A 25,890-nucleotide genomic window follows, 5' to 3' on the forward strand; every position below is an offset into this window, starting at 1 on the left:
CGGCCTTCGGTAGTCACGCAGGCGCCAGGTTGCCGCTTACGCAGCGGAGGCGTTTCGACCTCCTGCCGGAGGCCGAGTCACTTTTCTTTGCTGGCCCAAAGAAAAGTAACCCAAAGAAATGGCCTTAAAAGCTGGCAGCATTCCGTGGGGATAAGCCCGAACGGCCGAGGAACGTTGTTGCTTGGCAACCTTCGCCTCCACACAGCGGGTACTTCAAGGCGCTTCGCAACGCGCCGAAGCGAAGAGGACTTAACGCGGAGCGTCGTGCCGCTGCGCGGCACCTCCTTCCTTGCCACTAGGGTGTTCACGTTGAACATCACCTGTCGCTCGTCCTCTCCCGTTCGGGAGAGGACTGGGGTGAGCACTGAGGCGAGCATGAAGCGGGCTTCACAGGGTGGGTGAGACCCCCTGTAGGAGCGCACCTTGTGCGCGACCGCAGCGCCCTGTCGATTCCGCTCCGTCAGGTTGTCGCGCACAGGGTGCGCTCCTACAGGCAGGCCGCCGATTTGTATCGCGCTTACGTCTGCGGCAATGCCGCGAAATCCGGGTGTTTCTCCGCGCGTTCCGCGAATGCCCGCACGTTGGGGTAGGCCTTGGCATCGACCACGTCCGCCACCACGAGCTGCGCGAATCCCCACGCCACGGCGATGGAAACATCGGCCTGTCCCGGCGTGGTGCCGAACAGCCAGCCGTCCACGTCTTGCAGTTCGCTTTCCAATCGCTGGAAGGCGGCGCGCAGCTGGCCTTTGACGCGGGTCATCCAGCCTTCGTCGCGTTTGTCGGCGTCGCGCTTGTGTTCGTAGACGATCTGCACGCTCTTTTCGCTGGCGGCCAGGGCAAGGCCGACCAGGCGGATGGCGCGGGTGAATGCCAGGCGATCGGCGGGCATCAGGGTGCGTCGGCTGCTCTGCGCCTGGGCCCAGTCGATGATCAGGCTCGATTCGGTGAGCAGGCTGCCGTCATCCAGTACCAGGGTGGGCGCTTTCACCAACGGATTGATCTGCTGGAACTCGTCGAAGTTGCGGAACACCGACAGCGAGCGGTGTTTGAACGGGATGCCCAGCAGTCGCAGCGAAATGGCGGCGCGGCGCACGTAGGGCGAGTCGAGCATGCCGATCAGTTCCACGGGATTCTCCGTCAGGAATGGAAGACCACGGTCTTGGCATCGTTGAGCAGGATGCGGTCGTCGAGGTAAAGGCGCAGGGTGCGTGCCAGCACGCGGCGTTCGATATCGCGGCCGATGCGGATCAGGTCGTCCGGCGTATCGGCATGCGTCACGCGTTCGATGTCCTGTTCGATGATCGGCCCTTCGTCCAGATCCGCCGTCACGAAATGGGCGGTGGCGCCGATCAGCTTGACCCCCCGGCGGTGCGCCTGATGGTAGGGGCGCGCGCCTTTGAAGCCGGGCAGGAAAGAGTGATGGATGTTGATGCACTTGCCCGCGAGCTTGCGCGCGAGGTCGTTGGACAGGATTTGCATGTAGCGTGCGAGCACCACCAGATCCGTGCCGGATTGCTCGATCAGCTGCCACAGCGCCGCTTCCTGCGCGGCGCGGCTGTCGCGGTCCACGGACAGGTGGCGGAACGGAATGCCGTCCAGATCCAGATGGCGATACGTGTCGCGGGGATGGTTGGCCACCACGGCGGCGATATCCATCGGCAGCTCGCCGATGCGCCAGCGATACAGGATGTCCGCCAGGCAATGGTCGAACTTCGACACCAGCAGCATCACGCGGCGACGCTGGTTGCGGTCGCGCAGCGTCCACTGCATGGCGAATTGCCGGGCGAAGTCGGCGAAGGCTGAATCGAGCGCGGCGAGATCACGTTGGGTGTCTTCGAACACCAACCGCATGAAGAATCGCCCGGTTTCGGCGTCGCCGAACTGCTGCGCCTCCAGGATGTTGCCGCCTTGCCCCGCGAGGTGATTGGAGACTGCCGCCACGATGCCAGCACGGTCAGGACAGGAGAGTGTCAGGACGAACTGGCCGGGCGTGGTCATGGTCATGGGGTGCGATGGAGGATGAGTTCCAGCACCGCCTTGGTGCCGAAGAAGGCGAGCAGCAGCACACCCATGCCCACCAGCGTGAGGTTCACCGCGCTGCGGCCGCGCCAGCCGTGTCGCCAGCGACCGTAGAGCAGGGTGCCGAACACCAGCCAGGCGATGATCGACAGCACCGTCTTGTGGATCAGGTGCTGGCCAAACAGGTTGTCGACGAACAGCACGCCCGTCAGCAGCGTCAGCGTCAGCAGCAGGAAGCCCGCGCCGATCAGCCGGAACAGCAACGTTTCCGTCAGCGTCAGCGGGGGCAGGGCGCGCAGCCACGGCCCGAACTGGCGATGGCGCAGCGCGCGTTCCTGCACGGCCAGCAGGATGGCCAGTGCCGCGGCAATGGAGAGCACGCTGAAGGCGAGCAGCGCCACGGTGACGTGCAGCTTGATCTGCCACTCCATCGGCAGCGGCGAGGTGATGGGCGCGGCAAACGTATCCAGCCCCAGCAGCAGCGCGGTCAGCGGAAACACGATGACGCCCAGGGCAGCCACCGGACGCCAGATGTTCACCACCAGGGTTAGCGCGGACACCACGCAGGCCACCAGCGACAGTGCGGAAAAAAAGTGCAGATCCAGTGAGCCGCGATGCACGCTCAGCAAGGTGCCGGCATGGATGGCCACGGCGCTCCCTGCCAGCACCAGGGCGGAGCGGTTCAACGGTTGCCCGCCGCTCAGCAGCGGCCGGGCCAGGGCCGTCGCTGCGGTGAGGTAGAGCACGATGGCGAGCAGGGCAAAGAAGACGATGGCGGCCATAGCCGTCGAGTGTGGCATAGGCCCCGGAGCGGCGGGAGGGGTGAGGCAACGCGGCGCGCGCCCAGTCACCGCAAGGCCCGGCGGGCCGCCCGATGAGCGGGATGTTGATGGCCTCACGACCCGGCCCCATTACCCGGCTATAATCAATCCTTTTCCGCCCAACGGCCCGGTCCATGTTCGAGTCCCTCAGCCAACGCCTCTCCGCCACCGTCAACCGCCTGCGCGGCCGTGGTCGCCTGACCGAGGAAAACATCCGCGAATCGCTGCGCGAGGTGCGCATTGCCCTGCTGGAGGCCGACGTGGCCCTGCCGGTGGTGCAGGCACTGGTCGAGCGCGTGAAGGTGCGTGCGGTCGGCCAGGAAGTGCTCAAGAGCCTTTCCCCGGGCCAGGCGCTGGTCAAGGTGGTCAGCGACGAGCTCACCGCCCTCATGGGCACCGCCAACACCGAGCTCAACCTGGCACAGCAGCCGCCGGCCGTGGTGCTCATGGCGGGCCTGCAGGGTGCCGGCAAGACCACCACGGTGGCCAAGCTCGCGCGCTTCCTGACCGAGCGCAAGAAGAAGAAAGTGATGGTGGTGAGCTGCGACGTTTACCGTCCGGCCGCCATCGAGCAGCTGCGCACGCTGGCCGAACAGGTGGGCGTGAAGTTCTTCCCGTCCGAAGCGGGCCAGAACCCGGTCGACATCGCGAAGAACGCCATCGCTGCCGCGCGCCGCGAAGTGGTCGACGTGCTGCTGGTGGATACCGCCGGCCGTCTGCACGTGGACGAAGCCATGATGGCGGAGATCAAGGCGCTGCATGCCGCGATCACGCCGATCGAAACGCTGTTCGTGGTCGACTCCATGACCGGCCAGGACGCGGCCAACACGGCCAAGGCGTTTGCCGAAGCCCTGCCGCTCACCGGCGTGGTGCTCACCAAGACCGACGGTGACGCCCGCGGTGGTGCCGCGCTCTCGGTGCGCTATGTCACCGGTCGTCCGATCAAGTTTCTGGGCGCCGGCGAAAAGACCGACGCGCTGGAGCCGTTCCATCCCGATCGCGTCGCGCAGCGCATCCTCGGCATGGGCGACGTGCTGTCGCTGGTCGAGGAAGTGGAGCGCAAGGTTGACCAGGAGAAGGCGCAGAAGCTGGCCGAGAAGGTCATCAAGGGCAAGCGTTTCGATCTCAACGACATGCGCGACCAGCTCGAGCAGATGAACAACATGGGCGGCCTTGCCGGCCTGATGGACAAGCTGCCGGGCGTCTCCGCACTGCCGGAGAACGTCAAATCCAAGGTCAACGACGGCGAGATCAAGCGCATGGTCGCGATCATCCAGTCGATGACCAAGAAAGAACGCCGTCATCCGGACCTGCTCAACGGCTCGCGCCGCGCCCGCGTGGCGCGTGGTTCGGGCACCCAGCCGGCCGACGTCAACCGTCTGCTGAAGCAGTACATGCAGATGGAAAAAATGATGTCCAAGCTCTCCAAGGGCGGCACCAAGGGCCTGTTGCGCCAGATGCGTGGCGCCATGAAGGGCATGGGCGGCATGGGTGGTGGTTTTCCCCCGATGCGCTGAGGCTGAACTGACAGGACGGCCTTTTCGGCCGGATCTGCCTGTCAGCTCTTCCTTTTTCTCCAAAATTCATTAAAATGTCGCGTTCACCGCGCACCGCAGTGTGCGTGCTGCCGGCATCCCGGCAACTCTGGAGCTTTTACTTATGGTCAAGATTCGTCTTTCGCGCGGCGGCGCCAAGGGCCGTCCGTTCTACCACATCGTTGTCACCGACCAGCGCAACAAGCGCGACGGCCGCAGCATCGAGAACGTGGGTTTCTACAATCCGGTTGCCTCGGGCAAGGACAAGCGCCTTGAGCTGAACGTTGCCCGCGTGCAGGAGTGGATCGGCAAGGGTGCGCAGCTGACCGACAAGGTCGCCTCCCTGCTGAAGGAAGCCGGCAAGCAGCAGGCTGCCTGAGCATGACGGCAGCCGGCCGGCGCGTCCTGATGGGACGCATCGTCGGGCTGTACGGCGTGCAGGGCTGGATCAAGATCGAATCCTGGTCCGAGCCCCGTACGCGGATCTTCACTTACCAACCCTGGCTGCTGGTTTCGGCGCCGGGTGTGGAAACGGAGGTCACGGGAGTCAAAGGTCGTCCGCAGGGCAAAGGGCTGGTAGCCCAGTTGCCCGGGGTGGATGACCGAGATGCAGCAGAAGCGCTGGTGGGGCAGGACATCTACGTCGCCCGCGAGCTGCTGCCACCTCCCGGCAAGGATGAGTTTTACTGGGTCGATCTAGAGGGTCTCGAGGTCGTCACCACGGAAGGCGTGGCACTGGGTCGGGTCAGTCATCTGTTCGCGACCGGTGCCAACGACGTCGTGGTGGTAAAGGACGGTACGCGCGAGCGGCTGATTCCTTTCATCCAGGGATCTTTCGTGCGTTCGGTGGATTTGTCCGACGGGCGCATGGTGGTGGACTGGGATCCTGAATTCTGAGCGCGCTTCGCGCCGCCAAATGGGTTGAGGATCATGCGCATCGATGTCGTCACGTTGTTTCCCGACTTCATGCGTCAGTGTGCTTCGGTTGGCGTGGTTGGTCGGGCGCAGCAGCGTGAATTGCTCCAGGTGGAAACCTGGAACCCGCGCGATTTCGCCACCGACAATTACCGCACCGTGGACGGCCGCACCTGCGGCGGCGGGCCCGGGATGGTGATGCTGATCCAGCCTTTGCGTGATGCCCTCAAGGCAGTGCGCGAAGCGGCACCGGAACCGGTGCACGTGATTTATCTCAGTCCGCAAGGTGCGAGGCTGACGCAGGGTAGGGTGGAAGCGTTGGCGAAACTGCCGCGCATCGCCTTGCTCTGTGGGCGTTACGAAGGTGTGGACGAGCGTCTGCTGGCGCACGAGGTCGACGAGGAGCTCTCCATCGGCGATTATGTGCTGTCCGGCGGTGAGCTGGGCGCGGCAGTGATCATCGATGCCGTGGGCCGCTTGCAGGACGGTGCGTTGAATGACGCGCAGTCGGCGCAGCAGGATTCGTTCTCGGACGGACTGCTGGATTGCCCGCACTATGCAAAACCGGTGCATGACGCACTGGGCGACGTGCCGGACGTACTGCTCTCCGGTGACCACGCGGCCATCCGCCGCTGGCGCCTGAAGCAATCGCTGGGACGGACCTGGTTGCGGCGTCCCGATCTTTTGGCGCAGCGCGCGCTGGATGCAGAATCCCGAGCGCTGTTGGATGAATTCCGCCGCGAGCATGCTCAGCAGACGCGGCACGACGATACGGCCCATTAAGGGCGAGAAATTAGACAGGTGTTGCCATGAACAAGATCATCGAACAGTTCGAAGCCGAGCAGATCACCCGCCAGCTGCCGGAATTTGGCCCTGGTGACACCGTGGTGGTCAACGTGAAGGTGAAGGAAGGTAACCGCGAGCGCGTCCAGGCGTTCGAGGGTGTCGTCATCGCCAAGCGCAGCCGCGGCCTGCATTCGGCCTTCACCGTGCGCAAGATTTCGCACGGCACCGGCGTGGAGCGCGTGTTCCAGGCTCACAGCCCGGCCATCGACTCGCTGGAAGTGAAGCGCAAGGGCAAGGTGCGTGGCGCCAAGCTGTACTACCTGCGCAACCTGGAAGGCAAGGCTGCCCGCATCAAGGAAGACGTCGCTGCCGTCTCCGCCGCCAAGGCTGCGAAGAAGGCTGCCGGGGAGTAATTCTCCCGGCGTCTTACCGGAATACCAGAAGCCCCGCGGAGCGATCCGCGGGGTTTTTGTTTGTGCGTGGGATTTGTGTTTGCTGCTTCGCGGTGTAATGGCGCGCTTTCTCCCTCTCCCCTCTGGGGAGAGGGTTGGGGTGAGGGGCGGGTGCTCGCCTCACCGCTTCTATTCGTCATCCCGGCGAAGGCCGGGATCCAGAGCCTCGGTGTTTGGTCTTCGACCCGCCGCTTCTTCTTGTCCGTCATTCCCGCGAACCCCGAAAAAAAGGGGGGCTAGGGCGGGAGGCGCTCTTCGACAGCCGAAGGGCTGGTCATCTTGTGCCTTTGCTCTCGGCCTTTGGTCTCGCGCGGTTCCGCGACCGGGCCGCTTACGCAGCGGAGGCGTTTCGACCTCCTGCCGGAGGCCGAGTCACTTTTCTTTTGCTGGCCCAAAAGAAAAGTAACCCAAAGAAAATGGCCTGAAGAGCTGGCAGCATTCCGGTGGGATAAGCCCGAACGGCTGAGGAACGTTGTTGCTTGGCAACCTTCGCCTCTACACAGCGGGTACATCCAAGCGCTTCGCAACGCGCCCAAGCGCAGAGGGCTTAACGCGGAGCGTCGTGCCGCTGCGCGGCACCTCCTTCCTTGCCACTAGGGTGTTCACGTTGAACATCCCCTGTCGCTCGTCCTCTCCCGTTCGGGAGAGGACTGGGGTGAGCACTGAGGCGAGAAAGAAACGGGCTTCACACGGTGCGAGACACCCCTGTAGGAGCGCACCTTGTGCGCGACCGCAGCGCCATGTCGATACCGCTCCGTCAGGCTGTCGCGCACAGGGTGCGCTCCTACAGACAAGCCAAGCCGGCACGCGATATGCCATTGCAGCGCGATGCGATGTGCAGCGAAGCTGCACGAGCCTTCAGCTCGACGCTTTTGACCTACCTCCCCCTCTTGAGCGGCGGTGAGTGCCGGACGACAGGCCCGCAGGGGGATCGGCAGGGATGCCGATCCCTTTTCGACAGGACAGGGACGCCCTGTCGAAAAGCCCGGCCGTCGCTCACGCACTGGCCGGCTCTATCGGCCAGCGCCGCGATGGGGTGCCTTTCTCTTTGGTTACTTTCTGAAGCGAAGCTAATCCCCGTGGGACTTGGGCAAGCAAGAGAAAGTGACCCGGCCTTCCCACAGGGACTAGCTTTGCGTCGCCGGCAGGCGGTCGGAAGCCCGCCGTCCCACAAGGACTACCTTCGGGTCGCAGCGGGCCAGATCGCTGTATCGCGACAATCAAGCGCCTGGTCTTTGGATGACGAGTGAGCAAGGAGGCGCAAAGTTGCCAAGCGGCAGCGATTCCAAAACGCGCAATCCCGCCGCAACTACCTTCGGGACTCAGCGCGCTCAATCACGCGGGCGCGACAACGGGGCGCCACCGACCTCGGCCTTCGGCATGAGAAGGAATCGCGGCCTCAACGGGAAAGGAGGGCCAGCGCAGCAAGCGCCAACCCGTCCTCCCATCACATCAACCGCTGCGGCTCCTGCAGGAAGTTACCCTGCACAAAGTCCACGCCGCAGGCGAACAGCAGGGACGTGCTGGCGGCGTCTTCCACCCACTCGGCAATCGTCTGTTTCTTCAGCTCGCGTGCCTGGCGGCAGATTTCGGCCACGCTCTTCTGGCTTTCCTGCTGCTGTGGCAGGTCGGCCATGTAGCTGCGGTCGATCTTCAGGAAGTCGGCGTTGATGTGGTTGAGGAGCTGGAACGAGCTGAGGCCGGAGCCGAACTGTTCGAGGGCGAACTGGCCGCCGAGCTTCTGCCACGCCTGCACGAATTCCTGGGCAGGGCGCAGCGAGGTCACCACCTTGCTCTCGGTCATTTCCAGCACGAGCTGGCCATGCTTCAGTGCGGCCTGGCGCAGGCGCTCGCCCAGCCAGGGGAGCAGGTCCTGGTCTTCCAGTGAGCCAGCGGTGAGCTTGACGAAGAAGGTGGTCGGCGAGCCCATGCGTTCGCGGGCCTGCAGGTGTTCGATGGCCTGGTTCAACACCCAGCGATCGATGGCCGGCGTGAGGTTGTGCTTCTCGGCGATGGGCATGAAGAAGCCGGGCAGGACTTCGCCCTGCGGACCGTTGAGGCGCAGCAGGATTTCGGAGAACTCGCCTTCGGCGTCCTGCAGGCTGATGGTCTGCTGGTGATAGAGCACGAAGTCGTTCTGCGTGAGCGCCTGCTTGAGCACGCCCAGCCAGTAACGCTCGCGTTCCTCGTCTGCCTTTTCGCGTGCGGCGGGGTCGTGCAGGTCGCTGCGGTTGCCGCCCTGGCTCTGCGCGTTGCGCAGGGACTGGCTGGCCTGGTTCAGGAGCAGCTCGGTGTTGGCGTTGCGTTCGCCCAGCAGGCTGCCGCCGATGCTCGCGGTAATGGTGATGGAGCGCGAGCCGAGGTCGAAGATGCCACCGGCAATGGCCTGTTGAAGGCCGGCGATCCACTGTTTGATGCCTTCGTCGTTGCGCGTGTGCAGCAGCACGCCCACGGTGTGTTCGGCCAGCAGGCCGGCGGTGTCGTGGGCGGTGAGCTGGCCTTCGACGCGACTGGCGAAAGCAGCCAGCAGTTCATCGGCCTTGGCCAGGCCAACGCCGGCCACGATGCTCTGCCAGTTGTCCGGCTCGATCAGCAGCAGGGATTGTCCCTTGGTGCCCTGGGTGGCTGCGGCAACGGCCTCGTCGATGCATTCCAGCATGCGTGCGCGGTTGAACAGGCCGGTGACCGGGTCGCGCTGCAGTTGTTCGATGACGCCGGTGTCGACCATCTGCCGGCGGAACACCACCTGCAGGCAGGGCTCGCCTTCGAACATGGCATGCGCGAATTCCACGCTGGCCTTGAAGGTGGTGGCATCCGCGCGGCGGGCCTGCAGCTCGATGGAGCCGGCGTGCTTCTCTCCCTTGGAGAGTCCCTTGAGGGTAGTCTTGAACTCGTCCGCGTCGTTCGGGCCGATCATGTCCAGCACGGGCAGGCCGAGCAGGTCGTCGAAATCGGCGTAGCCGAAGGTATCGAGGTAGGCCTGGTTGGCGCGCACGTGCATGCCTTCGTGCACGTAGGCAATGGCATCGGTGGACGAATCGAGCAGGGCGTCGCAGCGACGCTCCGATTCACGCAGCGCGGATTCCAGGCGGCGCACCTGACGACGCATGTTGAGCGAGTCGAACTCGCGCTGGATCACTGCCATCAGCTGCTTGGGCTGCGGGCGCAGCGCCACGCTGCGCGCGCCGTTGATGAACAGTTCGGTGATGGTGGCGTTGTCGGCCTGGCTGACCAGCGCGATCAGCGCCAGGTCGCGGCCGTGTGCGTCGAGCATGCGCGACACTTCGCGCAGCTCGAGTGTGCCGATCGAGGGGTCGAACAGCACGATGTCGGGTCCGAGTTCATCGAGCGCCGCCGTGACTTGCTCGGCGTTGGTCGCGCGTGCCGGTCGGACGGCGATGCCGCTGTTTCGCAGCAGGCTGATGATCTGTTCGGCGTCTTCGACTGACTTCTCGATGAAAAGGATCTTGATGACCTGGTCAGTTTTCATGGGCTCGCTGGGCTATCCATTTTTGCGCCGCTGCTGAACCTGACATGACAGGAGGCGGGCCATCCGAGGTTTTTAGCGGATTCTGCCAGCGGCTGCCAGCAGAAATATTCCGGGAGTGACGGAACCCACAACTGTACTGTGCTTCTGTTACACCGGGCGCTTGGACGGTTCGCCGCCCACTTCGCGTACCAGCTTGGGTACGAGGTAGCCAGGCAGGCGATGCCGGACGGCCTCGACCAGGGCCTGGGCACGGTCATCGTCCACCTCGAAATGCGCGGCGCCCTGCACGCGGTCCAGCTGGTGCAGGTAGTAGGGCAGTACGCCGGCGGCAAACAGGCGCTCGGACAGGGCGGCCAGGGCATCGGCGTCGTCGTTGATGCCACGCAGGAGCACCGACTGGTTGAGTAGGGTGGCGCCGGCGTCGCGCAGGCGGGCGCAGGCCGCGTCCACGCGGGCGTCGAACTCGTTGGCGTGGTTGGCGTGCAGCACCACCACCTTCTGCAGCGGCAGCTCGCCCAGCCAGCGGATAAAGGCGTCGTCGATACGCTCCGGCAGCACTACCGGCAGGCGGGTGTGGATGCGCAGGCGGGTCACGTGCGGGATCTGGGCCAGGCCGCGGGTCAGTTCTTCCAGCTTGGCCGTAGCCAGCGAGAGGGGGTCGCCGCCGGAGAGGATCAACTCGCTGATGGAGCTGTCCTCGCGCACATGCTCCAGCGCCTTGCGCCACTGGCCTGCGGCGGCCATCTCGTCCCCGTAGGGAAAGTGGCGGCGGAAGCAGTAGCGGCAGTTGATGGCGCAGCTGCCGCTGGCGATCAGCAGGGCGCGGCCCTCGTACTTGTGCAGCACGCCCTGGGCGGAGCGGGCGGCCATGTCGCCCACCGCGTCCGTGGCGAAGCCCGGCACCACGTCCAGTTCCGCCAGCTGGGGCAGGGCCTGCAGCAGCAGGGGGTCCTGCGGATTACCCTGGCCCATGCGGGCCACGAAGCCCCGGGGTACGCGCACCGCGAAGCCGGCATCGGCGGCCGGCAGGCGGTCGGCCAGGTGCCCCAGCCCCACCAGGCCCAGCAGCTCCTGCGGGTCCGTGACGGCCTCGCGCCACAGCGTGCGCCAGTCAGTTTCGGGCAGTGATAGGCGGGCGGCGTGGCTTGCGGTTATCATAATGGGTCTTGAAACGGGCTTCTGGCCCGGGCAAAGCCCTATTCTAGCCGCCTCACGGCGGCATCACATCTGGAGCTCTACGCATGGCCACCGCCGGTCTCAACGACGTCAAGAAGGGTATGAAGATCCTTCACAACAATGACCCGTGGGTCATTACGGACGCCGACTTCATCAAGCCCGGCAAGGGTCAGGCGTTCACCCGCATCTTCATCCGCAACCTGAAGAACGGCCGCACCAGCGAATCGACCATGAAGTCCAGCGACAGCTTCGAAGTCGCCGACGTGGTCGATACCGACATGCAGTACCTGTACTCCGATGGCGAGTTCTGGCACTTCATGCAGCAGGAGACGTTCGAGCAGCACCAGGCCAGCAAGGCTGGCATGGGCGACGCCGTGAAGTGGCTGAAGGGCGAGGAAGAGTGCGTGGTGACGTTGTTCAACGGCGAAATCATCTCCGTGCAGGCGCCGAACTTCGTCGAACTGAAGATCACCGAGACCGATCCGGGCCTGCGTGGCGACACCTCGGGCGGCGGCGGCAAGCCGGCCACCCTGGAAACCGGCGCCGTGGTGCGCGTGCCGCTGTTCGTCACCACCGAAGAAGTGATCAAGGTCGACACCCGCACGGGCGAATACGTCAGCCGCGTCGGCAAGTGACGAACTGGCGCGCGGGCTGAGCCCGCGCCTTTGCCAGTTCGTCATCCCCGCGCAGGCGGGGATCCAGTGAAACATGTTGTGCGAAGCACGCGAATCGTTCTTCGTCCGGTTCAAAGCAACGTCACTGGATTCCAGCTCTTGCCCCCTTTTGTGGGGTTCGCTGGATTGACGAGCCTGAAAGCGTCATGCCAACAGGCAACCATGGGGCGGCCACCGCGAGGTGATCCGCCCCATGTCGTATCCCACACCAGAAAAAGTGAGCCAACGGATGAGCCAGAACACCCCGCAAACCATCGACCTCCTGATCGAAGCGCGCTGGGTCGTGCCGGTGGAGCCGCATGGCGTCGTGTTCGAGCACCACGCCGTTGCCGTCGACCACGGTGCCATCGTGGCGCTGCTGCCCATTGCCGAGGCCCGCGCCGCCTATGCGCCGCGCGAGCGCGTGGAGCTAGGTGAGCACGTGCTGATCCCCGGCCTGGTCAACACGCATACGCACAACCCGATGACCCTGCTGCGTGGCCTTGCCGACGACCTGCCGCTGATGGTGTGGCTGCAGAAGCACATCTGGCCGGTGGAAGGGCAGGTGATCGGGCCGGAGTTCGTGCGCGACGGCGTGGAACTGGCCGTGGCCGAGATGATCCGTGGCGGCACCACCTGCGCCAACGAGAACTACTTCTTCCCCGATGTCATCGGTGCCACCTATCGCCGCATGGGTTTCCGCGCCGTGGTCGGCCTGCCGGTGATCGAATTTCCCACCGCCTGGGCGAAGACGCAGGACGAATATTTCGACCGCGCCATCGAAGTGCACGACAGCTTCCTGGGCGACGCACTGGTCAGCACCTCGTTCGCGCCGCATGCGCCGTACACGGTGTCTGACGGAAGCTTCGAACGCATCCGCGTGTTGTCCGATCAGTTGGACATCCAGGTGCATCTGCACACGCACGAAACCGCGCACGAAGTGGAAGAAGAAATAGCCAAGTCCGGCCTGCGTCCATTCCAGCGCCTGCAGAAGCTGGGCCTGGTCAATGACCGTCTGATCGCCGTGCACATGACCCAGCTGACCGATGCGGAAATCGAAGCCTGCGCGGAAGCGGGCGTGTCGGTGGTGCATTGTCCCGAATCCAACCTCAAGCTTGCCTCGGGCTTCTGCCCGGCAGAGAAGCTGCGCAAGGCCGGCGTGAACGTGGCCCTCGGCACGGACGGCTGCGCCTCCAACAATGATCTGGACATGTTTGGCGAAATGCGCACCGCCGCGCTGCTGGCCAAGGCCGTGGCCGGTGACGCCGCTGCGTTCGATGCGGCCTACGCGCTGCGCGCCGCCACGCTCAATGGTGCGCGCGCCATGGGCCTGGAAGATCGCATCGGTTCCATCGAGGCCGGCAAGCAGGCCGACCTCGCCGCGGTGCGTGTTTCGGACCTGGAGACGCAGCCCCTGTATCACGTGGCTTCGCAGCTGGCGTATGCCACGGGCCGCCACCAGGTGACCGACGTGTGGATCAACGGCGTGCGCAAGCTGGCGGGTCGCCTGCTCACCGACATCGACACCGATGCCGTGCTGGCCAAGACGCACGCGTGGCGCGAACGCATCGCGGCGATCGACGCGGGCTGAGGAAACCAGCATGAACCGATATCTCGTCATGGCCATGCGCCGCCCCGGTTTCGACCCCGCCGTGGTACAGCCGCACAAGGACTTCCTGGAAGGCCTGCGTGCCGGCGGCCGGCTGGAAATGTCCGGCGGTTTCAGCGACCAGACCGGTGGCGCCTACCTCATGCGCGCCGCCGACATGGACGAGGCGTTGTCCATCGCGCATCAGGACCCGGCCCACACCAGTGGCGGCTGGGATATCACCGTTTACGAATGGAACGCGCGCTAAGCTGCGCGCACGCTCCGAAGGAAGCTTTCGATGCAAGCTGCAACCAATGTCAGTCCCGAGGAAATCGCGCGCTTCGGCAAGCTGGCCGCGCGTTGGTGGGATCCGGATGGCGAATCGCGTCCGCTGCATGACCTCAACCCCGTGCGTGCCGGCTATGTCGCCGAACGCCTGAATCTGCGTGGTGCACGGGTGGCGGACGTCGGTTGCGGCGGCGGCCTGCTCAGCGAGGCGCTGGCGAAGTCCGGTGCCCACGTCACCGGCATCGACATGGGCGAAAAGGTGATCGAGATCGCCCGCTTGCACATGCATGAGTCGCGACTGGAAACGCCGGACCTCGATATCGACTACCGCGTGCAGTCCTCCGCCGAACTTGCGGCCGCCGAGCCGGAAAGTTTCGATGCCGTGTGCTGCATGGAGCTGATCGAACACGTGCCCGATCCGGCCGCACTGGTGAACGACCTCGTACGCATGGTGAAGCCGGGCGGCCTGGTGGTGATGTCCACGCTCAACCGCACGCCGGTGGCGTTCGGTGCCGCCATCCTCGGTGCCGAATACATCATGCGCATGCTGCCGCGTGGCACCCATCACTACGCGCAGTTCCTCAAGCCGTCGGAGCTGGGGCGCCTGATGCGCCATGCCGGGCTGGAGATCGACGATGTGTCCGGCCTCGGTTACAACCCGCTCAACCGCAAGGCGTGGGTGAGCCGCATGACCGCCGTGAATTACCTGATCAGCGCCCACAAGCCCGCATGAAGCCCATACCGGAAAACCTCCAGGGTGTGCTGTTCGATCTCGACGGCACGTTGCTCGACAGCGCCCCCGATCTTTTCGCCGCGCTGAAAGCGCAGTGCGGCGAGATGCAGGTCGCGGTGCCGCCCTACGCGATGGTTCGCGACGTGGTGTCGCGCGGTTCGCGCGCGATCCTGCGCTGCGCCTTTCCCGACCTCGATGAAGAAGCGCTGCTTGCGCTGGTGCCGCGTTACCTCGAGCTCTATCAGGAGCTGATGGCCGAGCACACGCGCCCGTTCGATGGCGTGGACGAACTGCTGGCCTCGCTCGAAGCGCAGGGCATCGCGTGGGGCGTGGTCACCAACAAGCCGGGTTTTCTCACCGACGACCTGCTGGTGCGCATCGGCTGGATGCCGCGCGCCGCGGCCGTGGTATCCGGTGACACGCTACCGGTGAAGAAGCCCGATCCGGCGCCGGTGCTGCTCGCCTGCGAGCGGGCCGGGCTCGATCCGTCGCGTTGCCTGTTCGTGGGCGACGACCGCCGTGACGTGATGGCCGGTGCGGCCGCCGGCCTGGTCACGGTCGCCGTGCGCTGGGGTTACCTCGATGGTGGCGATCCGTACGCATGGAACGCGGATCTGGTGGTGGATCACCCGTCCGACCTCACCCGTCGCCTCAAGGTGACGGCATGAGTGGCACGGCGCTGCAGAGTTATATCGACAAGTGGCTGGCCGTGCAGCCGCAGCAGCGCATCGCGTTGGCGTTCGTTGACCAGAATGCCTACCCCGGCCACATCGCGCTGGCGGCGTTCGAGCAGGAACTGCTGGGTGCCGCCTACGGCATCCGCGAACCGCACGTGGCGGCGACCAAGCTCAACTGGTGGGCGGAAGAACTGTCGGGCGCGGCGGCCAGTGGCGGACGCCACCCGCTGACACAGGTGCTGTTCGACGACGATCGCGCCCATGCCATCGCGGCCGAGCGCTGGGTGGCCCCGGTGCTGGCGGCCATGGGGCAGCTGGAAGAGGGCACGGCGGCTGATTTCCCGGCGCAGCTCGCGGCCGGTTCGCTGTTGCATGGAGCCATTGCCGATCTGGAAACCACCTGGTGGTTTGGCGACCAGGCTTCCAGCGAGCGCGCCACGCGCGTGGCGACGCTGTCGCATCTGCTGTACTCGCTGCTGCGCCTGGAAGAAGACGCTGATCGCGACCGCCTGGCGTTGCCCATGTCGCGCCTGGCCAAGTTCGGCCTGAGCCGCAACGAATTGCGTGAAGCGAGCACCGCCCGCAACGACGCCATCCGCGCCCAGCTGGACGACCTGCATCAGGCCTGGCGCGACGCGGACAGGCTGCCGGGGCCGCTGAGCGCCTTCCGCGGTCTGGAATCGCGCCTGGGCAAGGCCCTGGTGGCCAAGGCACGCAAGGCGAACGACCCGCTCGACGTGCTGCGCAAAGGGCAGGCAAGGCAGGGGCTGGGCGTGACCTGGCAGGCGTGGCAGGCCGCGCGCAGCTGGCGCAGCAAGGTCGATTGAACAGGGCCGGGACGCAGCGTTTCCCCCACGCCACTATTGCGAGGCACCCCGGGTGCCCCAAGATTGAGATCTCCCGCGCGCCGATGGCGCCAGTCGGATAGACAGGATTCACCCCATGTACACCGAGGAAAACACCGCCCGCCTGCTGCCCGACGTGGCAGTCCACGCCCAGCCGCATCTTGTCGGCGAGCTGGATTGGGTCGGCATGGACGGCATCGAAGTGCCGGTGCGCTTCGACGCCGGCGATGGTGACGTGCAGCGCGCCAGTGCGCGCGTCGGCGCCTTCGTCAACCTGCGTCGCCCGGACAAGCGTGGCATCCACATGTCGCGCCTCTACCTCCAGGTGGAGCAGGCGCTGAGCACGCAGACGCTGAGCACGGATACCCTGCGCGACCTGCTGCGCGGCTTCCTGGACTCGCACAAGGATCTCTCCGACCGCGCCTGCCTCAGTATCCGCTTCGAGCATCTGGTGCGTCGTCCCGCCCTGCGCAGTGCGAACAGCGGCTGGCGCTCGTATCCCGTCACCATCGAAGCGAGCATGGTAGGTGACGAGTTCCTGCTCGAGTTCGGCACGGAAATCGTCTACTCCTCCACCTGTCCGGCGTCCGCGGCGCTGTCGCGCCAGCTGATCCAGGACCAGTTCGCCAAGGACTTCGACGCCGGCAAGCCCGTGGATCACGCCGCCGTGTTCGCGTGGCTGGGCAGCGAGAAGGGCATCGTTGCCACGCCGCATGCACAGCGCAGCGTGGCGCGCCTGCGCGTGCGTCCGAGCGAAGGTGCTGCGTTCAACCTGATCGACCTGATCAACGTCACCGAACAGGCCCTGGGCACGCCGGTGCAGACCGCTGTGAAACGCGAGGACGAACAGGCCTTCGCGCTCGCCAATGGCGGCAACCTGATGTTCTGTGAAGACGCCGCGCGCCGTATCCAGAAGGCACTGGACGTGGACAAGGCGCTGAGTGATTTCCACATCCGCGTGGAGCACCAGGAAAGCCTGCATCCGCATGACGCCGTGGCGTATGCGAGCAAGGGCGTCGAAGGTGGTTATGCCGGCAAGGGCTGCGCCTGAGCCCGTACGCCGTCACTGCCTGTTAGCATGATGGGAGCCCGTGAGCGGGCTTTCATCGTCTGGAGAACCGCATGTCGTTCCGTCTTCCCTTGCTGGTTGCTGGCGTGCTCGCGCTGTCCGCGTGCTCGTGGCTTCCGTTCCACCACAAGCAGGCGGCGACTCCCGAGTCGACCACGACGAGCGCGCCCGCCGCGCCGGTGCATCAGGCCTTGATGAAGACCATGATCGGCGACGTGCGTTACGACCTGCCCAATGCCGTACCCGCCGATGCCGTGCTCATCGTGACGCTGGCCGACGTGAGTCGTCAGGATGTCGCGGCGCGTACCGTCTCCGAAGAGCGCATTCAGCCCGTCGGGCCTTCGCCGGTGGACTTCATGCTGAGCTACGACCCGGCTGACCTGCGCGACGGCGTGGATTTCGCCATCAACGTGCGCCTGCAGCAGGGCGAGAAGCTGCTCGCCATCAACGACACGCGCACCAGCGTGCTGGGGCGTTCCAGCGAGAACGGCCCGGTGAGCATCACGCTCAAGGCCGTGCCGTAAGCGCGTTCTTGCGTGGCCCGCTCAGTGCGGGCTGGTGCCTGCGATACCGGGCAGCAGCATCGGATCCAGTCGCACCTCGAACCAGTTGAAGCCCCAGTGCACATGCGGCCCGGTGGCGCGTCCGGTCATGCCGGCGGCGCCGATCACGTCGCCTTGCTGCACGGATTGCCCGACCTTCACGTCGATGCGTGACAGGTGCAGGAAGTTGGAGCTCAGGCCGAATCCGTGATCGATCAGCACGGTGCCGCCGGTGAGGTAGAGGTCCGGCTTGGCAAACGTGACCACGCCATCGGCCGGCGCCTTGACCGGTGTGCCCTGGGGCACGGCGATATCCATGCCCGGGTGGGGCGATTTCGGCGTGCCGTTGAAGATGCGCTGGCTGCCAAAGCGGCCGGAGATGCGGCCGACCACCGGCCAGATGAAGCCGCGCGAAAAACCTTCGCGATCGTCGTCCCGCTTGCGCGCGGCAGCCACGTCCGCCTGCTCGCGCTGGATGCGCGCGGCGATGTCCGGCGGCGGGTTCACCGTCTTGGGCGGCACGCCGTTGACGCGCTCCATCGGCCAGTCGCGTGGTGTCACGTCGATACGCGTCGTTTCGCGCTGGCCACCGGGCAGGTTGAGCACCACGGTGATCGGCCCCTTTTCATCGCGGCCCGCACCAAACACGAGCATGCCGTCGGCGCCCACGCGCACGTTCTTGCCGTTGACGGTGGCGGTGGAGCCGTCCGGCACGATGGTCGCCACCAGTCCGCCCTGCGACACGCTGGGCGGCAGTGATGCCGCCGCCACGGGCAGTGCAGCCAGGCATAGGGCGAGCAGGGCGCCCGCCCTTGCCCGTTTCCTCATCGGGCGAAGGCCAGGCGTTGGCCACGCACGCTCTGGTCCACGCTCTTGCCGTCCCACACGCGCTGGCCGTTGACGAAGGTGGACACGATGGAGCTGTTGAAGGTGGTGCCCTCGAACGGCGACCAGCCGCACTTGGAGAGCACTTCCTCGCGGGTCACGGTGTGCGGCTTTTTCGGGTCCACCAGCACGAGATCGGCGGCATAGCCCTCGCGCAGGTAGCCGCGATCCTTCACGTCGAACAGCGTGGCCGGCGCGTGCGTCACCGCTTCCACCACGCGTTCCAGCGTCAGCTGGCCGTCGAATACGCGCTGCAGGGCGGCCTGCAGGGCGAACTGCACCAGCGGCAGGCCGCCGGGTGCCTTGTCGTACAGCTGGCCCTTTTCTTCCAGCAGGTGCGGCGCGTGGTCGGTGGCGAGCACGTCCAGTCGGCCTTCGGCCAGCGCCTTGATGATCGCCTCGCGGTCGGCGGACGTCTTGATCGCCGGGTTGCATTTGATCAGGAAGCCGAGACGTTCGTAGTCGCGGTCGTCGAAGTGCAGGAAGTGCACGCAGGTTTCCGCGGTGATGCGCTTGCCCTTGAGCGGGCCCGGCTGGAACAGCGCCAGCTCGTCCGCGGTGGAGATATGCAGCACGTGCAGGCGGCTGTTGTGGCGCTTGGCCAGCTCGATGGCAAGGCGGGTGGACTTGATGCAGGCCTCGCGCGAGCGGATCAGCGGATGCTCGCGGGGCGGGATGTCGTCGCCGTATTTCTCGTGGGCCTTGGCCAGGTTGATATCGATCATCGGCGTGTCTTCGCAGTGCGTGATGATCGGCGTCGGCGCGTACTTGAAGATGCCGTCCAGCACCTCGGGGTTGTCCACCAGCATGTTGCCGGTGGAGGCGCCCATGAAAACCTTGACGCCCGGGGCTGCCAGCGGGTCGAGGCGCTTGATGGCTTCGAGGTTGTCGTTGCTGGCGCCCATGTAGAACGCGTAGTTGACGGCCGACACGTCGGCCGCGCGTGCGTACTTGGCTTCCAGTGTCTCGCGGTCCAGGGCGGGCGGCTTGGTGTTGGGCATCTCCATGTAGCTGGTGATGCCGCCGGCGGCGCAGGCGCGCGATTCGTGGGCGATGTCGGCCTTCTGCGTCAGGCCGGGTTCACGGAAATGCACTTGGTCGTCGATCATGCCGGGGAGCAGCCAGAGGCCGCTGGCATCGACCACCTGCTCACCGGGGCGGGCGTCAAGGTCGCCGGCAATGGCGTCGATGCGCCCTTGCTTCACGCGGACGTCGGCGTGGAACCGGCGGCCTTCATTGACCAGTTCGGCGTTCTTGATCAGCCAGTCAGTGGACATGGGGTTTTCCTTGGGAGTGGCAACGGCGGAAGGTAAAATGCCCGGGGACAGGGTCCTCACCCCCCTCGCACAGGGGCTGGCACCGTAGCAGGCGCCAGCCGGCGAGCGCGCCACCTTTGAGCGGACCAAAGCGCACGACGGCAATCCGTGCATAATCGGAACAGCTGGGATGGAAACGGCAGCGCTGACCCAGCAGGGGGCTTAGCCAGCGCTTGTAGAAGCCGAGCAGTAAAAGTATCAGTCGGGTCACGACGGTTTGACGCTGCCGAAACAGCTTGCGGCATGTAGTGTCACAAGTATTCCAGAAGCGAGGTTGCCGGTGTAAGCCGCATGGGCTATAACACCCGGCCGCCAAGGCCAAAAATGGTGAAGGGATATGGCGAAAACGACGCGTAGTGCGACAGCCACCAAGCCGCAGAAGGGAAAGACTGCCGGCAAGGTGAAAGACGTCAAGGCAGTCAAGAAGGCCGCTGCCAGCCGCAGTGCGGCTCCGGCCAAGGCCGTTGCTGCCAAGAAACCGGCTGCCAAGAAGGCGCCGGTGAAGAAGGTTGCCGCCGCCAAGAAGCCCGCCGCCAAGAAGGTTGTCGCCAAGGCCCCGGCCAAGAGCGTCGCCAAGAAGGCAGCCCCCAAGCCCCAGGCCAAGAAACCGGCACCGGCCAAGAAACCGGTCGTGGCCAAGAAGATAGAGAAGCCGGTCGCCAAGAAAGTTGCGGCGCCCGCCAAGAAACAGCCGCCCAAGCCAGTGGCCAAGCCGGTAAAGCCGGCGGCGGCACCGGCGAAGGCCGCAGCCCCCAAGGCTGCACCCGCCAAGCCGGCGGCCAAGGCCGTCCCCGCCAAGCAGCCTGTGGCTGCGCGGCAGGCGACGCCGGCCCCGGTCAAGGCAGCCCCGGTTCCCCCCGCGGCGCCGGCCAAGCCGGCTTCCTCGGCCCTTGCGGGCAAGGTAGCCAGCGCGACCGCGCGACATACCCCCATTAAATCTCAGAAAGCCCAGCAGTCCTCGATGAACAAATCCGCAACTCTCGACAATGGCATCACCCGCGAAGACGGTCGCTATGCGCTGCCTTCCACCACGCTGATCGACCTGCCCAAGGGTTACCGTCCTTCCTCGAACGACGAGGAGTACATGAACCCCAAGCATCTGGCGTACTTCCGCAACAAGCTGCGCGAATGGCGCGAGCAGTTGGTGGAAGAATCCCGTCAGACCATGGAAAACCTGCGTGACGAAGTGCGTGACGTGGGCGACGAGGCCGAGCGCGCCACCCGCGAGACCGAAAACTCGCTGGAACTGCGCACGCGTGACCGCTACCGCAAGCTGATCTCCAAGATCGACAAGGCGCTGCGTCGCATCGAAGAAGGTCGCTACGGTTACTGCGAAGAGACCGACGAGGAAATCGGCCTGGAGCGCCTCGACGCCCGTCCGATCGCCACCCTATCGCTCGATGCGCAGGAGCGTCGCGAACATCTGCAGAAGCAGATGGGCGACTGACGGCGAGCTTCATGCTGCCTGCCGCTTGAACCAAAGCCCCGTCCTGCACGGGGCTTTGTGTTTCTGCGACCCGTCCGGCGATCAGGCTTTCAGCATGGCCGCCGCGTACGCCTTGATCTTCGCCAGCATGGCGGCAAGGCCGTTGGAGCGGGTGGGCGAAAGGTGCTTGGCCAGGCCGATGGCCTCGATGAAGCGTGGATCGGTGGCGACGATGTCGCGCGCCGAGCGGTCCGAATACACGCGAAGCACCAGTGCGATCAGGCCCGAGACGATGGCGGAGTCGCTGGTGGCCTGGAAATGCAGCTTGTCGGCATTGCCGCTGGGCACCAGCCACACCATCGACTGGCAACCGTGGACGCGGTAGTCCTCGATTTTCAGATCGTCCGGAAACTCGGGCAGTTGCTTGCCCAGGTCGATCAGGTACTGGTAGCGCTCGGTCCAGTCTCCAAAGAAGGCAAATTCGTCGACGATTTCTTGCTGCGCCTGGTCGGCGCTCAGGTGGGCGATGGCATTCATGGGGGGATTATCGCGCGTTTGGGGGTGGGGCGCCTTTTGCTTTCTTTTCCTATCTGGAAAAGGGGGGGCGTGCGTCGCCGCTTCATCAATGCCGTCATCCCAGCGAAGGCTGGGATCCAGTGACTTTGTTCTTGGCCTTTGGTCTCGCGCGTTTCCGCGATCGGGCCGCTTACGCCGCGGGGGCGTTTCGACCTTCTGCCGAAGGCCGAGTCACTTTTCTTTGCTGGCCCAAAGAAAAGTAACCCAAAGAAATGGCCTTAAAGGCTCGCAGCATGCCGTTAGGAAAAGCCCGAACGGCTGAGGATCGTTGTTGCTTGGCAACCTCCGCCTCTACACAGCGGGTACTGCAATGCGCTTCGCAACGCGCCGAAGCGGAGAGGACTTAACGCCGAGCGTCGTGCCGCAGGGCGGCACCTCCTTCCTTGCCACTTGGGTGTTCACGTTGAACATCACCTGTCGCTCGTCCTCTCCCGTTCGGGAGAGGACTGGGGTGTGCACTGAGGCGAGAAAGAACGGGCTTTGAACGTTGCGGGAAACTCACTGTAGGAGCGCACCTTGTGCGCGACCGCAGCGCCGCGCCGATACCGCTCCGCCAGATTGCCGCACACCGGCGGCGCCCCGCGGCTCAACCCTTGATCACACTCCACCGCGTCCCCTGCGCACCATCCTCAATCGCAATACCCATCGCAGTCAGTTCTTCACGAATGGCATCGGCGCGCTTGAAATCCTTCCCTGCACGTGCGGCGCGGCGCTCTTCCAGCAAGGCTTCGATGCGGGCTTCGTCCACTTCGGTGGCCGCGCCGCCGGCCTGCTTGAACCAGCTTTCCGGATCCTGCTGCAGCAGGCCCAGCACGGCGCCGGCGCCAAGCAGGGCGGCCTTGGCTTCGGCGCTGCCGGACTGGCGGGCTTCATCGGCCAGCTGGGACAGTTCGGCCAGGGCCTGCGGGGTGTTCAGGTCGTCGCACAGCGCCGCTTCAACGGTGGCCGGAATGGGCAGGTTGGCGGTGTCCACTTCCACATCGACCAGATCGCGCAGCACGCGGTACCAGCCGTCGAGGGTGCTGATGGACTGGGTGATGGCGCCATCGGACCAGTCCAGCGGCTGGCGGTAGTGGCCGCGCAGCAGCAGCAGGCGCAGGGCTTCGGCCGGGTGCTCCTTCAGCAGTTCGTGCACCAGCATCACGTTGCCCAGCGACTTGGACATCTTGCGGCCGCTGAAGGTGAGCATGCCGTTGTGCAGCCAGAAGCGCGCGAACACCTTGCCACCGTGCGCGCAGGTGGACTGGGCGATCTCGTTCTCGTGGTGCGGAAACTGCAGGTCGACGCCGCCGGCGTGAATGTCGATGGTGTCGCCCAGGTGGGCTTCGCTCATGGCCGAGCACTCGATGTGCCAGCCCGGACGGCCGCGGCCCCAGGGGCTGTCCCAGCCGGGGAGTTCCGGCGTGGACGGCTTCCACAGCACGAAGTCGCCGGGACTCTTCTTGTACGGGGCCACCTCCACGCGGGCGCCAGCCAGCAGTTCTTCCGGGTCGCGCCCGGACAGCTCGCCATAGGCCGGGTACGAATCCACCTCGAACAGCACGTGGCCTTCGGCGGCGTAGGCGTGGCCGCCGGCGATCAGGCGCTCGATCATGGCGATGATCTGGGGGATGTGCGCGGTGGCAAGGGGTTCCACGTCCGGCGGGGCAATGCCCAGCCCCGCCATGTCTTCCCGGTAAGCCTGGGCGTAGCTGGTGGTGATGGTTTCGATGCCCACGCCCAACTGCTGGGCGGCGGCATTGATCTTGTCGTCGACGTCGGTGATGTTGCGGGCGTAGACCACGTTCGGGTAATGGCGGCGCAGCAGTTTGGCCAGCACGTCGAACACCACCGGGCCGCGCGCGTTGCCGATGTGCACGTAGTTGTAGACCGTTGGCCCGCACAGATACATGGTGACCCGGTTGGGGTCGAGCGGGGCGAACGCTTCCACGCGGCGCGTCAGGTTGTTGTGCAGCGAAATCGGCATCGGTCAGGTGGTCCGGACGGTGGGGCCGGCGCCGGGCGGCGCGGGCCAGTCGCGCATCTTAACAAGGCAAGGGGCGGGCCGCAGGCGACGGCTCCCGTGGACGACCGGGTGGGCAGGGCGGCACGGGCGACGAATGTCGACCAACAAGGGGCGGGCGTAAGCCGATTCTCTAAGCGTTGATTCAGTGTGAATTTGGTGGAATGGATGCTAGAGGTGCACAGATGCGCCCGTAGTTGCTCCTAGCGGAGGTCGTAATGACCAAGTGGTTGTTCCCCGCGCTGGTGCTGTCCCTGGTGACCACCGGCGTGTTTGCGCAGGATGCGCGGTACCCGAATCAGCAAAATGACGACAACAACACCCACTATGGATGGGCGGATGTGTTGCGCGTCGATCCCGTCTATGGCGTGGCACGCACCGAAGTGCCGCGCCAGGAATGCTATGACCAGCAGGTGGTGCGCCAGGCTCCGAGCCAGGGCTCGACGGCCGGCACCATTCTGGGTGCCGTCGTGGGCGGTGTGCTGGGCAGCACGGTGGGCAAGGGCAATGGCCGTACCGCGGCGACGGTGGCCGGCGCAGTGGCCGGCGGGGCGGTGGGCAATGGGGTGACCCAGTCGGGTGGTGGCGAGTACGCCAGCACCGAAACCCATTGCCGCCAGGTCAGCGAGGTCAGCGAGCAGCGCCGGATCATGGGCTACGACGTGGAATACCGTTACCGGGGCGAGGTGTACCTGTCCCGGCTCAACTACGACCCCGGCGAGCGCCTGCGCGTGCGGGTGAGCGTTTCTCCCGCCGACTGAGATTCGCCAGATCGCCGCCTTCGGGCGGCGATCTGCTGCCGGGGCTTGCCTTTTGGATCGTTTCTTGTTGCATGGCAGCGAAATTCCCGTCATGATGGGTGTTCAACCTACCGGAACGTCCATGTCCGCAGCCGTCTATACCGCCACTGTCCTCACTAGCGCCCGCATGGCCGCTGGGATGACGTCGCGTGCTCGCCGACCGCTGCTCCGCCAATTGGCCGGGTAGGCTGTCGCACGCGTTTAACGTGCATAGACGACAAAACCCGGCCTACAGCCGGGTTTTTTTGTTTCCGGGATTTGAATTTCGACAAAGGCAACTTCCACCATGACGCTTCGCCACTTTCTGACCACCCAGGATTACAGCCGCGCCGAGATCGACGCACTGCTCGATGAAGCCGCGGCCTTCAAGCGCTCTCCCCGTGGCCAGCAGCTGGCCGGCAAGTCGGTGGCGCTGATGTTCTTCAATCCCTCCATGCGTACGCGCACCAGCTTCGAGCTGGGTGCCTTCCATATGGGCGGCCACGCCATCGTGCTGGCGCCGGGCAAGGACGCGTGGCCGATCGAGTTTGAAGCCGGCACCGTGATGGACGGCGATACGGAAGAGCACATCGCCGAAGTGGCGCGCGTGCTGTCGCGTTACGTGGACCTGATTGCCGTGCGCGCCTTTCCCAAGTTCCAGGACTGGGCGGTGGATCGCGAGGACAACGTCATCAAGGCGTTCGCCAAGTACGCCACGGTGCCGGTGATCAACATGGAAACCATCACCCATCCGTGCCAGGAGCTGGCCCACGCGCTGGCACTGAAGGAGCACCTGGGCAACCTGCAGAACAAGAAATACGTGCTCACCTGGACGTACCACCCCAAGCCGCTCAACACGGCCGTGGCCAACTCCGCGTTGCTCATCGCCACCAAGATGGGCATGGACGTGACCTTGCTGTGCCCCACGCCCGACTACGTGCTGGACGATCGCTACATGCAATTCGGTTACCAGAACGCGAAGGAGAACGGCGGTTCGCTCAAGGTGAGCCACGACATCGAAGAGGCTTATCGCGGCGCGGACGTGGTCTATGCCAAGAGCTGGGGCGCGCTGCCGTTCTTCGGTCGCTGGGAACAGGAAAAGCCCATCCGCGAGGCCAACAAGCACTTCATCGTGGACGAGGCCAAGATGGCGCTGACCAACAACGGGCTTTTCAGTCACTGCCTGCCGCTGCGCCGCAACGTCAAGGCAACCGACGCCGTGATGGATTCGCCTGCCTGCATCGCCATCGATGAAGCGGAAAACCGCCTGCATGTGCAGAAGGCCGTGATGGCCTCGCTGATCGGCCAGCGCTGACC

The 25,890-nt window shown here is 65.2% G+C and carries 26 protein-coding genes; 16 read left to right on the forward strand and 10 right to left on the reverse strand.

Annotated elements, in window-relative coordinates; genetic code table 11:
* Window positions 1–517 precede the first annotated feature (517 nt).
* From H8F01_RS15885 to H8F01_RS15895, 3 genes are read right to left on the reverse strand one after another with little or no spacing between them, the layout of a single operon-like run.
* On the reverse strand, window positions 518–1,126 hold the full coding sequence (locus H8F01_RS15885; protein ID WP_187056037.1) for a glutathione S-transferase family protein: 609 nt from the start codon (window positions 1,124–1,126) through the stop codon (window positions 518–520).
* 11 nt (window positions 1,127–1,137) lie between these two features.
* Complete coding sequence (gene purU / locus H8F01_RS15890) at window positions 1,138–1,998, reverse strand: formyltetrahydrofolate deformylase (RefSeq protein ID WP_222615779.1); 861 nt, start codon at window positions 1,996–1,998, stop codon at window positions 1,138–1,140.
* Between the two features lie 2 nt (window positions 1,999–2,000).
* The gene (locus H8F01_RS15895) at window positions 2,001–2,801 is read right to left on the reverse strand and encodes a cytochrome C assembly family protein (protein ID WP_187056039.1); all 801 of its coding nucleotides are present in this window, start codon (window positions 2,799–2,801) and stop codon (window positions 2,001–2,003) included.
* 173 nt (window positions 2,802–2,974) lie between these two features.
* Here H8F01_RS15895 and ffh point away from each other — a divergent pair, with 173 nt between their 5' ends.
* The 5 genes from ffh (at window position 2,975) to rplS (ending at window position 6,489) form a co-directional block, all read left to right on the forward strand.
* Entirely contained in the window at window positions 2,975–4,357 is a 1,383-nt protein-coding gene (ffh, locus tag H8F01_RS15900) for a signal recognition particle protein (RefSeq protein WP_187056040.1), read from the forward strand.
* A gap of 142 nt (window positions 4,358–4,499) precedes the next feature.
* Window positions 4,500–4,754: a 30S ribosomal protein S16 gene (rpsP, locus tag H8F01_RS15905; RefSeq protein WP_187056041.1), complete on the forward strand. Its 255-nt coding sequence runs from the start codon at window positions 4,500–4,502 to the stop codon at window positions 4,752–4,754.
* Between the two features lie 2 nt (window positions 4,755–4,756).
* The gene (gene rimM, locus H8F01_RS15910) at window positions 4,757–5,272 is read left to right on the forward strand and encodes a ribosome maturation factor RimM (RefSeq protein WP_187056042.1); all 516 of its coding nucleotides are present in this window, start codon (window positions 4,757–4,759) and stop codon (window positions 5,270–5,272) included.
* 33 nt (window positions 5,273–5,305) lie between these two features.
* Window positions 5,306–6,073, forward strand: a complete 768-nt coding sequence (gene trmD, locus H8F01_RS15915; RefSeq protein WP_187056043.1) for a tRNA (guanosine(37)-N1)-methyltransferase TrmD — start codon at window positions 5,306–5,308, stop codon at window positions 6,071–6,073.
* Between the two features lie 26 nt (window positions 6,074–6,099).
* The gene (gene rplS / locus H8F01_RS15920; protein ID WP_109125563.1) at window positions 6,100–6,489 is read left to right on the forward strand and encodes a 50S ribosomal protein L19; all 390 of its coding nucleotides are present in this window, start codon (window positions 6,100–6,102) and stop codon (window positions 6,487–6,489) included.
* A gap of 1,486 nt (window positions 6,490–7,975) precedes the next feature.
* Here rplS and H8F01_RS15925 read toward each other — a convergent pair.
* The gene (locus H8F01_RS15925) at window positions 7,976–10,018 is read right to left on the reverse strand and encodes an EAL domain-containing response regulator (RefSeq protein WP_187056044.1); all 2,043 of its coding nucleotides are present in this window, start codon (window positions 10,016–10,018) and stop codon (window positions 7,976–7,978) included.
* Between the two features lie 147 nt (window positions 10,019–10,165).
* Window positions 10,166–11,176 carry an EF-P beta-lysylation protein EpmB gene (gene epmB, locus H8F01_RS15930; protein ID WP_187056045.1) on the reverse strand — a complete coding sequence of 337 codons (1,011 nt, stop codon included), beginning with the start codon at window positions 11,174–11,176 and terminating at the stop codon, window positions 10,166–10,168.
* Window positions 11,177–11,259: 83 nt separating this feature from the next.
* Here epmB and efp point away from each other — a divergent pair, with 83 nt between their 5' ends.
* From efp to H8F01_RS15970, 8 genes are all read left to right on the forward strand, one after another.
* Window positions 11,260–11,829, forward strand: coding sequence for an elongation factor P (gene efp / locus H8F01_RS15935; protein WP_187056046.1), 570 nt, complete (start codon window positions 11,260–11,262; stop codon window positions 11,827–11,829).
* Between the two features lie 268 nt (window positions 11,830–12,097).
* On the forward strand, window positions 12,098–13,438 hold the full coding sequence (locus tag H8F01_RS15940; protein ID WP_187056047.1) for a TRZ/ATZ family hydrolase: 1,341 nt from the start codon (window positions 12,098–12,100) through the stop codon (window positions 13,436–13,438).
* 10 nt (window positions 13,439–13,448) lie between these two features.
* Entirely contained in the window at window positions 13,449–13,703 is a 255-nt protein-coding gene (locus H8F01_RS15945; protein WP_187056048.1) for a YciI family protein, read from the forward strand.
* A 30-nt stretch (window positions 13,704–13,733) separates the two neighbouring features.
* On the forward strand, window positions 13,734–14,456 hold the full coding sequence (gene ubiG / locus H8F01_RS15950) for a bifunctional 2-polyprenyl-6-hydroxyphenol methylase/3-demethylubiquinol 3-O-methyltransferase UbiG (RefSeq protein ID WP_187056049.1): 723 nt from the start codon (window positions 13,734–13,736) through the stop codon (window positions 14,454–14,456).
* Entirely contained in the window at window positions 14,453–15,124 is a 672-nt protein-coding gene (gene gph / locus H8F01_RS15955) for a phosphoglycolate phosphatase (protein ID WP_187056050.1), read from the forward strand. Before ubiG ends, gph begins: the two co-directional genes overlap by 4 nt.
* On the forward strand, window positions 15,121–15,960 hold the full coding sequence (locus H8F01_RS15960; RefSeq protein ID WP_187056051.1) for a squalene/phytoene synthase family protein: 840 nt from the start codon (window positions 15,121–15,123) through the stop codon (window positions 15,958–15,960). The genes gph and H8F01_RS15960 overlap by 4 nt, the downstream gene beginning before the upstream one ends.
* Window positions 15,961–16,075: 115 nt before the next feature.
* The gene (folE2, locus tag H8F01_RS15965; RefSeq protein ID WP_187056052.1) at window positions 16,076–17,029 is read left to right on the forward strand and encodes a GTP cyclohydrolase FolE2; all 954 of its coding nucleotides are present in this window, start codon (window positions 16,076–16,078) and stop codon (window positions 17,027–17,029) included.
* 71 nt (window positions 17,030–17,100) lie between these two features.
* Window positions 17,101–17,571 carry a YbaY family lipoprotein gene (locus tag H8F01_RS15970; protein WP_187056053.1) on the forward strand — a complete coding sequence of 157 codons (471 nt, stop codon included), beginning with the start codon at window positions 17,101–17,103 and terminating at the stop codon, window positions 17,569–17,571.
* A gap of 21 nt (window positions 17,572–17,592) precedes the next feature.
* On the opposite strand, the gene H8F01_RS15975 is transcribed toward H8F01_RS15970, so the two are convergent.
* Genes H8F01_RS15975 through yidD form a run of 3 tightly spaced genes read right to left on the reverse strand, consistent with a single transcriptional unit; the run spans window position 17,593 to window position 20,025 of the window.
* Complete coding sequence (locus tag H8F01_RS15975) at window positions 17,593–18,417, reverse strand: M23 family metallopeptidase (RefSeq protein ID WP_187056054.1); 825 nt, start codon at window positions 18,415–18,417, stop codon at window positions 17,593–17,595.
* A complete protein-coding gene (locus H8F01_RS15980) occupies window positions 18,414–19,751 on the reverse strand; it encodes a dihydroorotase (protein WP_187056055.1) in 1,338 nt (445 codons plus the stop codon). Before H8F01_RS15980 ends, H8F01_RS15975 begins: the two co-directional genes overlap by 4 nt.
* Entirely contained in the window at window positions 19,741–20,025 is a 285-nt protein-coding gene (gene yidD, locus H8F01_RS15985; RefSeq protein WP_425490120.1) for a membrane protein insertion efficiency factor YidD, read from the reverse strand. The genes H8F01_RS15980 and yidD overlap by 11 nt, the downstream gene beginning before the upstream one ends.
* Window positions 20,026–20,127: 102 nt before the next feature.
* On the opposite strand from yidD, the gene dksA reads away from it, so the two are divergent.
* Window positions 20,128–21,237: an RNA polymerase-binding protein DksA gene (dksA, locus tag H8F01_RS15990; protein WP_187056057.1), complete on the forward strand. Its 1,110-nt coding sequence runs from the start codon at window positions 20,128–20,130 to the stop codon at window positions 21,235–21,237.
* Between the two features lie 81 nt (window positions 21,238–21,318).
* On the opposite strand, the gene H8F01_RS15995 is transcribed toward dksA, so the two are convergent.
* Entirely contained in the window at window positions 21,319–21,753 is a 435-nt protein-coding gene (locus H8F01_RS15995) for a SufE family protein (RefSeq protein ID WP_187056058.1), read from the reverse strand.
* 625 nt (window positions 21,754–22,378) lie between these two features.
* On the reverse strand, window positions 22,379–23,758 hold the full coding sequence (gene cysS / locus H8F01_RS16000; RefSeq protein ID WP_187056059.1) for a cysteine--tRNA ligase: 1,380 nt from the start codon (window positions 23,756–23,758) through the stop codon (window positions 22,379–22,381).
* A gap of 254 nt (window positions 23,759–24,012) precedes the next feature.
* Between cysS and H8F01_RS16005 the strand changes: the two genes are divergently transcribed.
* On the forward strand, window positions 24,013–24,555 hold the full coding sequence (locus H8F01_RS16005) for a glycine zipper 2TM domain-containing protein (RefSeq protein ID WP_187056060.1): 543 nt from the start codon (window positions 24,013–24,015) through the stop codon (window positions 24,553–24,555).
* A 325-nt stretch (window positions 24,556–24,880) separates the two neighbouring features.
* On the forward strand, window positions 24,881–25,888 hold the full coding sequence (locus H8F01_RS16010) for an N-acetylornithine carbamoyltransferase (RefSeq protein WP_187056061.1): 1,008 nt from the start codon (window positions 24,881–24,883) through the stop codon (window positions 25,886–25,888).
* Window positions 25,889–25,890 lie beyond the last annotated feature (2 nt).

The sequence above is a fragment of the Dyella telluris genome, assembly GCF_014297575.1.
In the GTDB taxonomy this organism is placed as follows: domain Bacteria; phylum Pseudomonadota; class Gammaproteobacteria; order Xanthomonadales; family Rhodanobacteraceae; genus Dyella; species Dyella telluris.

Bases quoted from the DNA above. Each gene is read 5' to 3' on its own strand.
- H8F01_RS15995 (WP_187056058.1), bottom strand. From the start codon at position 21,753: ATGAATGCCATCGCCCACCTGAGCGCCGACCAGGCGCAGCAAGAAATC.
- ffh (WP_187056040.1), top strand. From the start codon at position 2,975: ATGTTCGAGTCCCTCAGCCAACGCCTCTCCGCCACCGTCAACCGCCTG.
- H8F01_RS15975 (WP_187056054.1), bottom strand. From the start codon at position 18,417: ATGAGGAAACGGGCAAGGGCGGGCGCCCTGCTCGCCCTATGCCTGGCT.
- H8F01_RS16010 (WP_187056061.1), top strand. From the start codon at position 24,881: ATGACGCTTCGCCACTTTCTGACCACCCAGGATTACAGCCGCGCCGAG.
- H8F01_RS15940 (WP_187056047.1), top strand. From the start codon at position 12,098: ATGAGCCAGAACACCCCGCAAACCATCGACCTCCTGATCGAAGCGCGC.
- rimM (WP_187056042.1), top strand. From the start codon at position 4,757: ATGACGGCAGCCGGCCGGCGCGTCCTGATGGGACGCATCGTCGGGCTG.
- H8F01_RS15970 (WP_187056053.1), top strand. From the start codon at position 17,101: ATGTCGTTCCGTCTTCCCTTGCTGGTTGCTGGCGTGCTCGCGCTGTCC.
- H8F01_RS15925 (WP_187056044.1), bottom strand. From the start codon at position 10,018: ATGAAAACTGACCAGGTCATCAAGATCCTTTTCATCGAGAAGTCAGTC.
- H8F01_RS15980 (WP_187056055.1), bottom strand. From the start codon at position 19,751: ATGTCCACTGACTGGCTGATCAAGAACGCCGAACTGGTCAATGAAGGC.
- rplS (WP_109125563.1), top strand. From the start codon at position 6,100: ATGAACAAGATCATCGAACAGTTCGAAGCCGAGCAGATCACCCGCCAG.
- trmD (WP_187056043.1), top strand. From the start codon at position 5,306: ATGCGCATCGATGTCGTCACGTTGTTTCCCGACTTCATGCGTCAGTGT.
- cysS (WP_187056059.1), bottom strand. From the start codon at position 23,758: ATGCCGATTTCGCTGCACAACAACCTGACGCGCCGCGTGGAAGCGTTC.
- H8F01_RS16005 (WP_187056060.1), top strand. From the start codon at position 24,013: ATGACCAAGTGGTTGTTCCCCGCGCTGGTGCTGTCCCTGGTGACCACC.
- H8F01_RS15945 (WP_187056048.1), top strand. From the start codon at position 13,449: ATGAACCGATATCTCGTCATGGCCATGCGCCGCCCCGGTTTCGACCCC.
- purU (WP_222615779.1), bottom strand. From the start codon at position 1,998: ATGACCACGCCCGGCCAGTTCGTCCTGACACTCTCCTGTCCTGACCGT.
- gph (WP_187056050.1), top strand. From the start codon at position 14,453: ATGAAGCCCATACCGGAAAACCTCCAGGGTGTGCTGTTCGATCTCGAC.
- folE2 (WP_187056052.1), top strand. From the start codon at position 16,076: ATGTACACCGAGGAAAACACCGCCCGCCTGCTGCCCGACGTGGCAGTC.
- H8F01_RS15895 (WP_187056039.1), bottom strand. From the start codon at position 2,801: ATGGCCGCCATCGTCTTCTTTGCCCTGCTCGCCATCGTGCTCTACCTC.
- ubiG (WP_187056049.1), top strand. From the start codon at position 13,734: ATGCAAGCTGCAACCAATGTCAGTCCCGAGGAAATCGCGCGCTTCGGC.
- epmB (WP_187056045.1), bottom strand. From the start codon at position 11,176: ATGATAACCGCAAGCCACGCCGCCCGCCTATCACTGCCCGAAACTGAC.
- H8F01_RS15960 (WP_187056051.1), top strand. From the start codon at position 15,121: ATGAGTGGCACGGCGCTGCAGAGTTATATCGACAAGTGGCTGGCCGTG.
- rpsP (WP_187056041.1), top strand. From the start codon at position 4,500: ATGGTCAAGATTCGTCTTTCGCGCGGCGGCGCCAAGGGCCGTCCGTTC.
- dksA (WP_187056057.1), top strand. From the start codon at position 20,128: ATGGCGAAAACGACGCGTAGTGCGACAGCCACCAAGCCGCAGAAGGGA.
- efp (WP_187056046.1), top strand. From the start codon at position 11,260: ATGGCCACCGCCGGTCTCAACGACGTCAAGAAGGGTATGAAGATCCTT.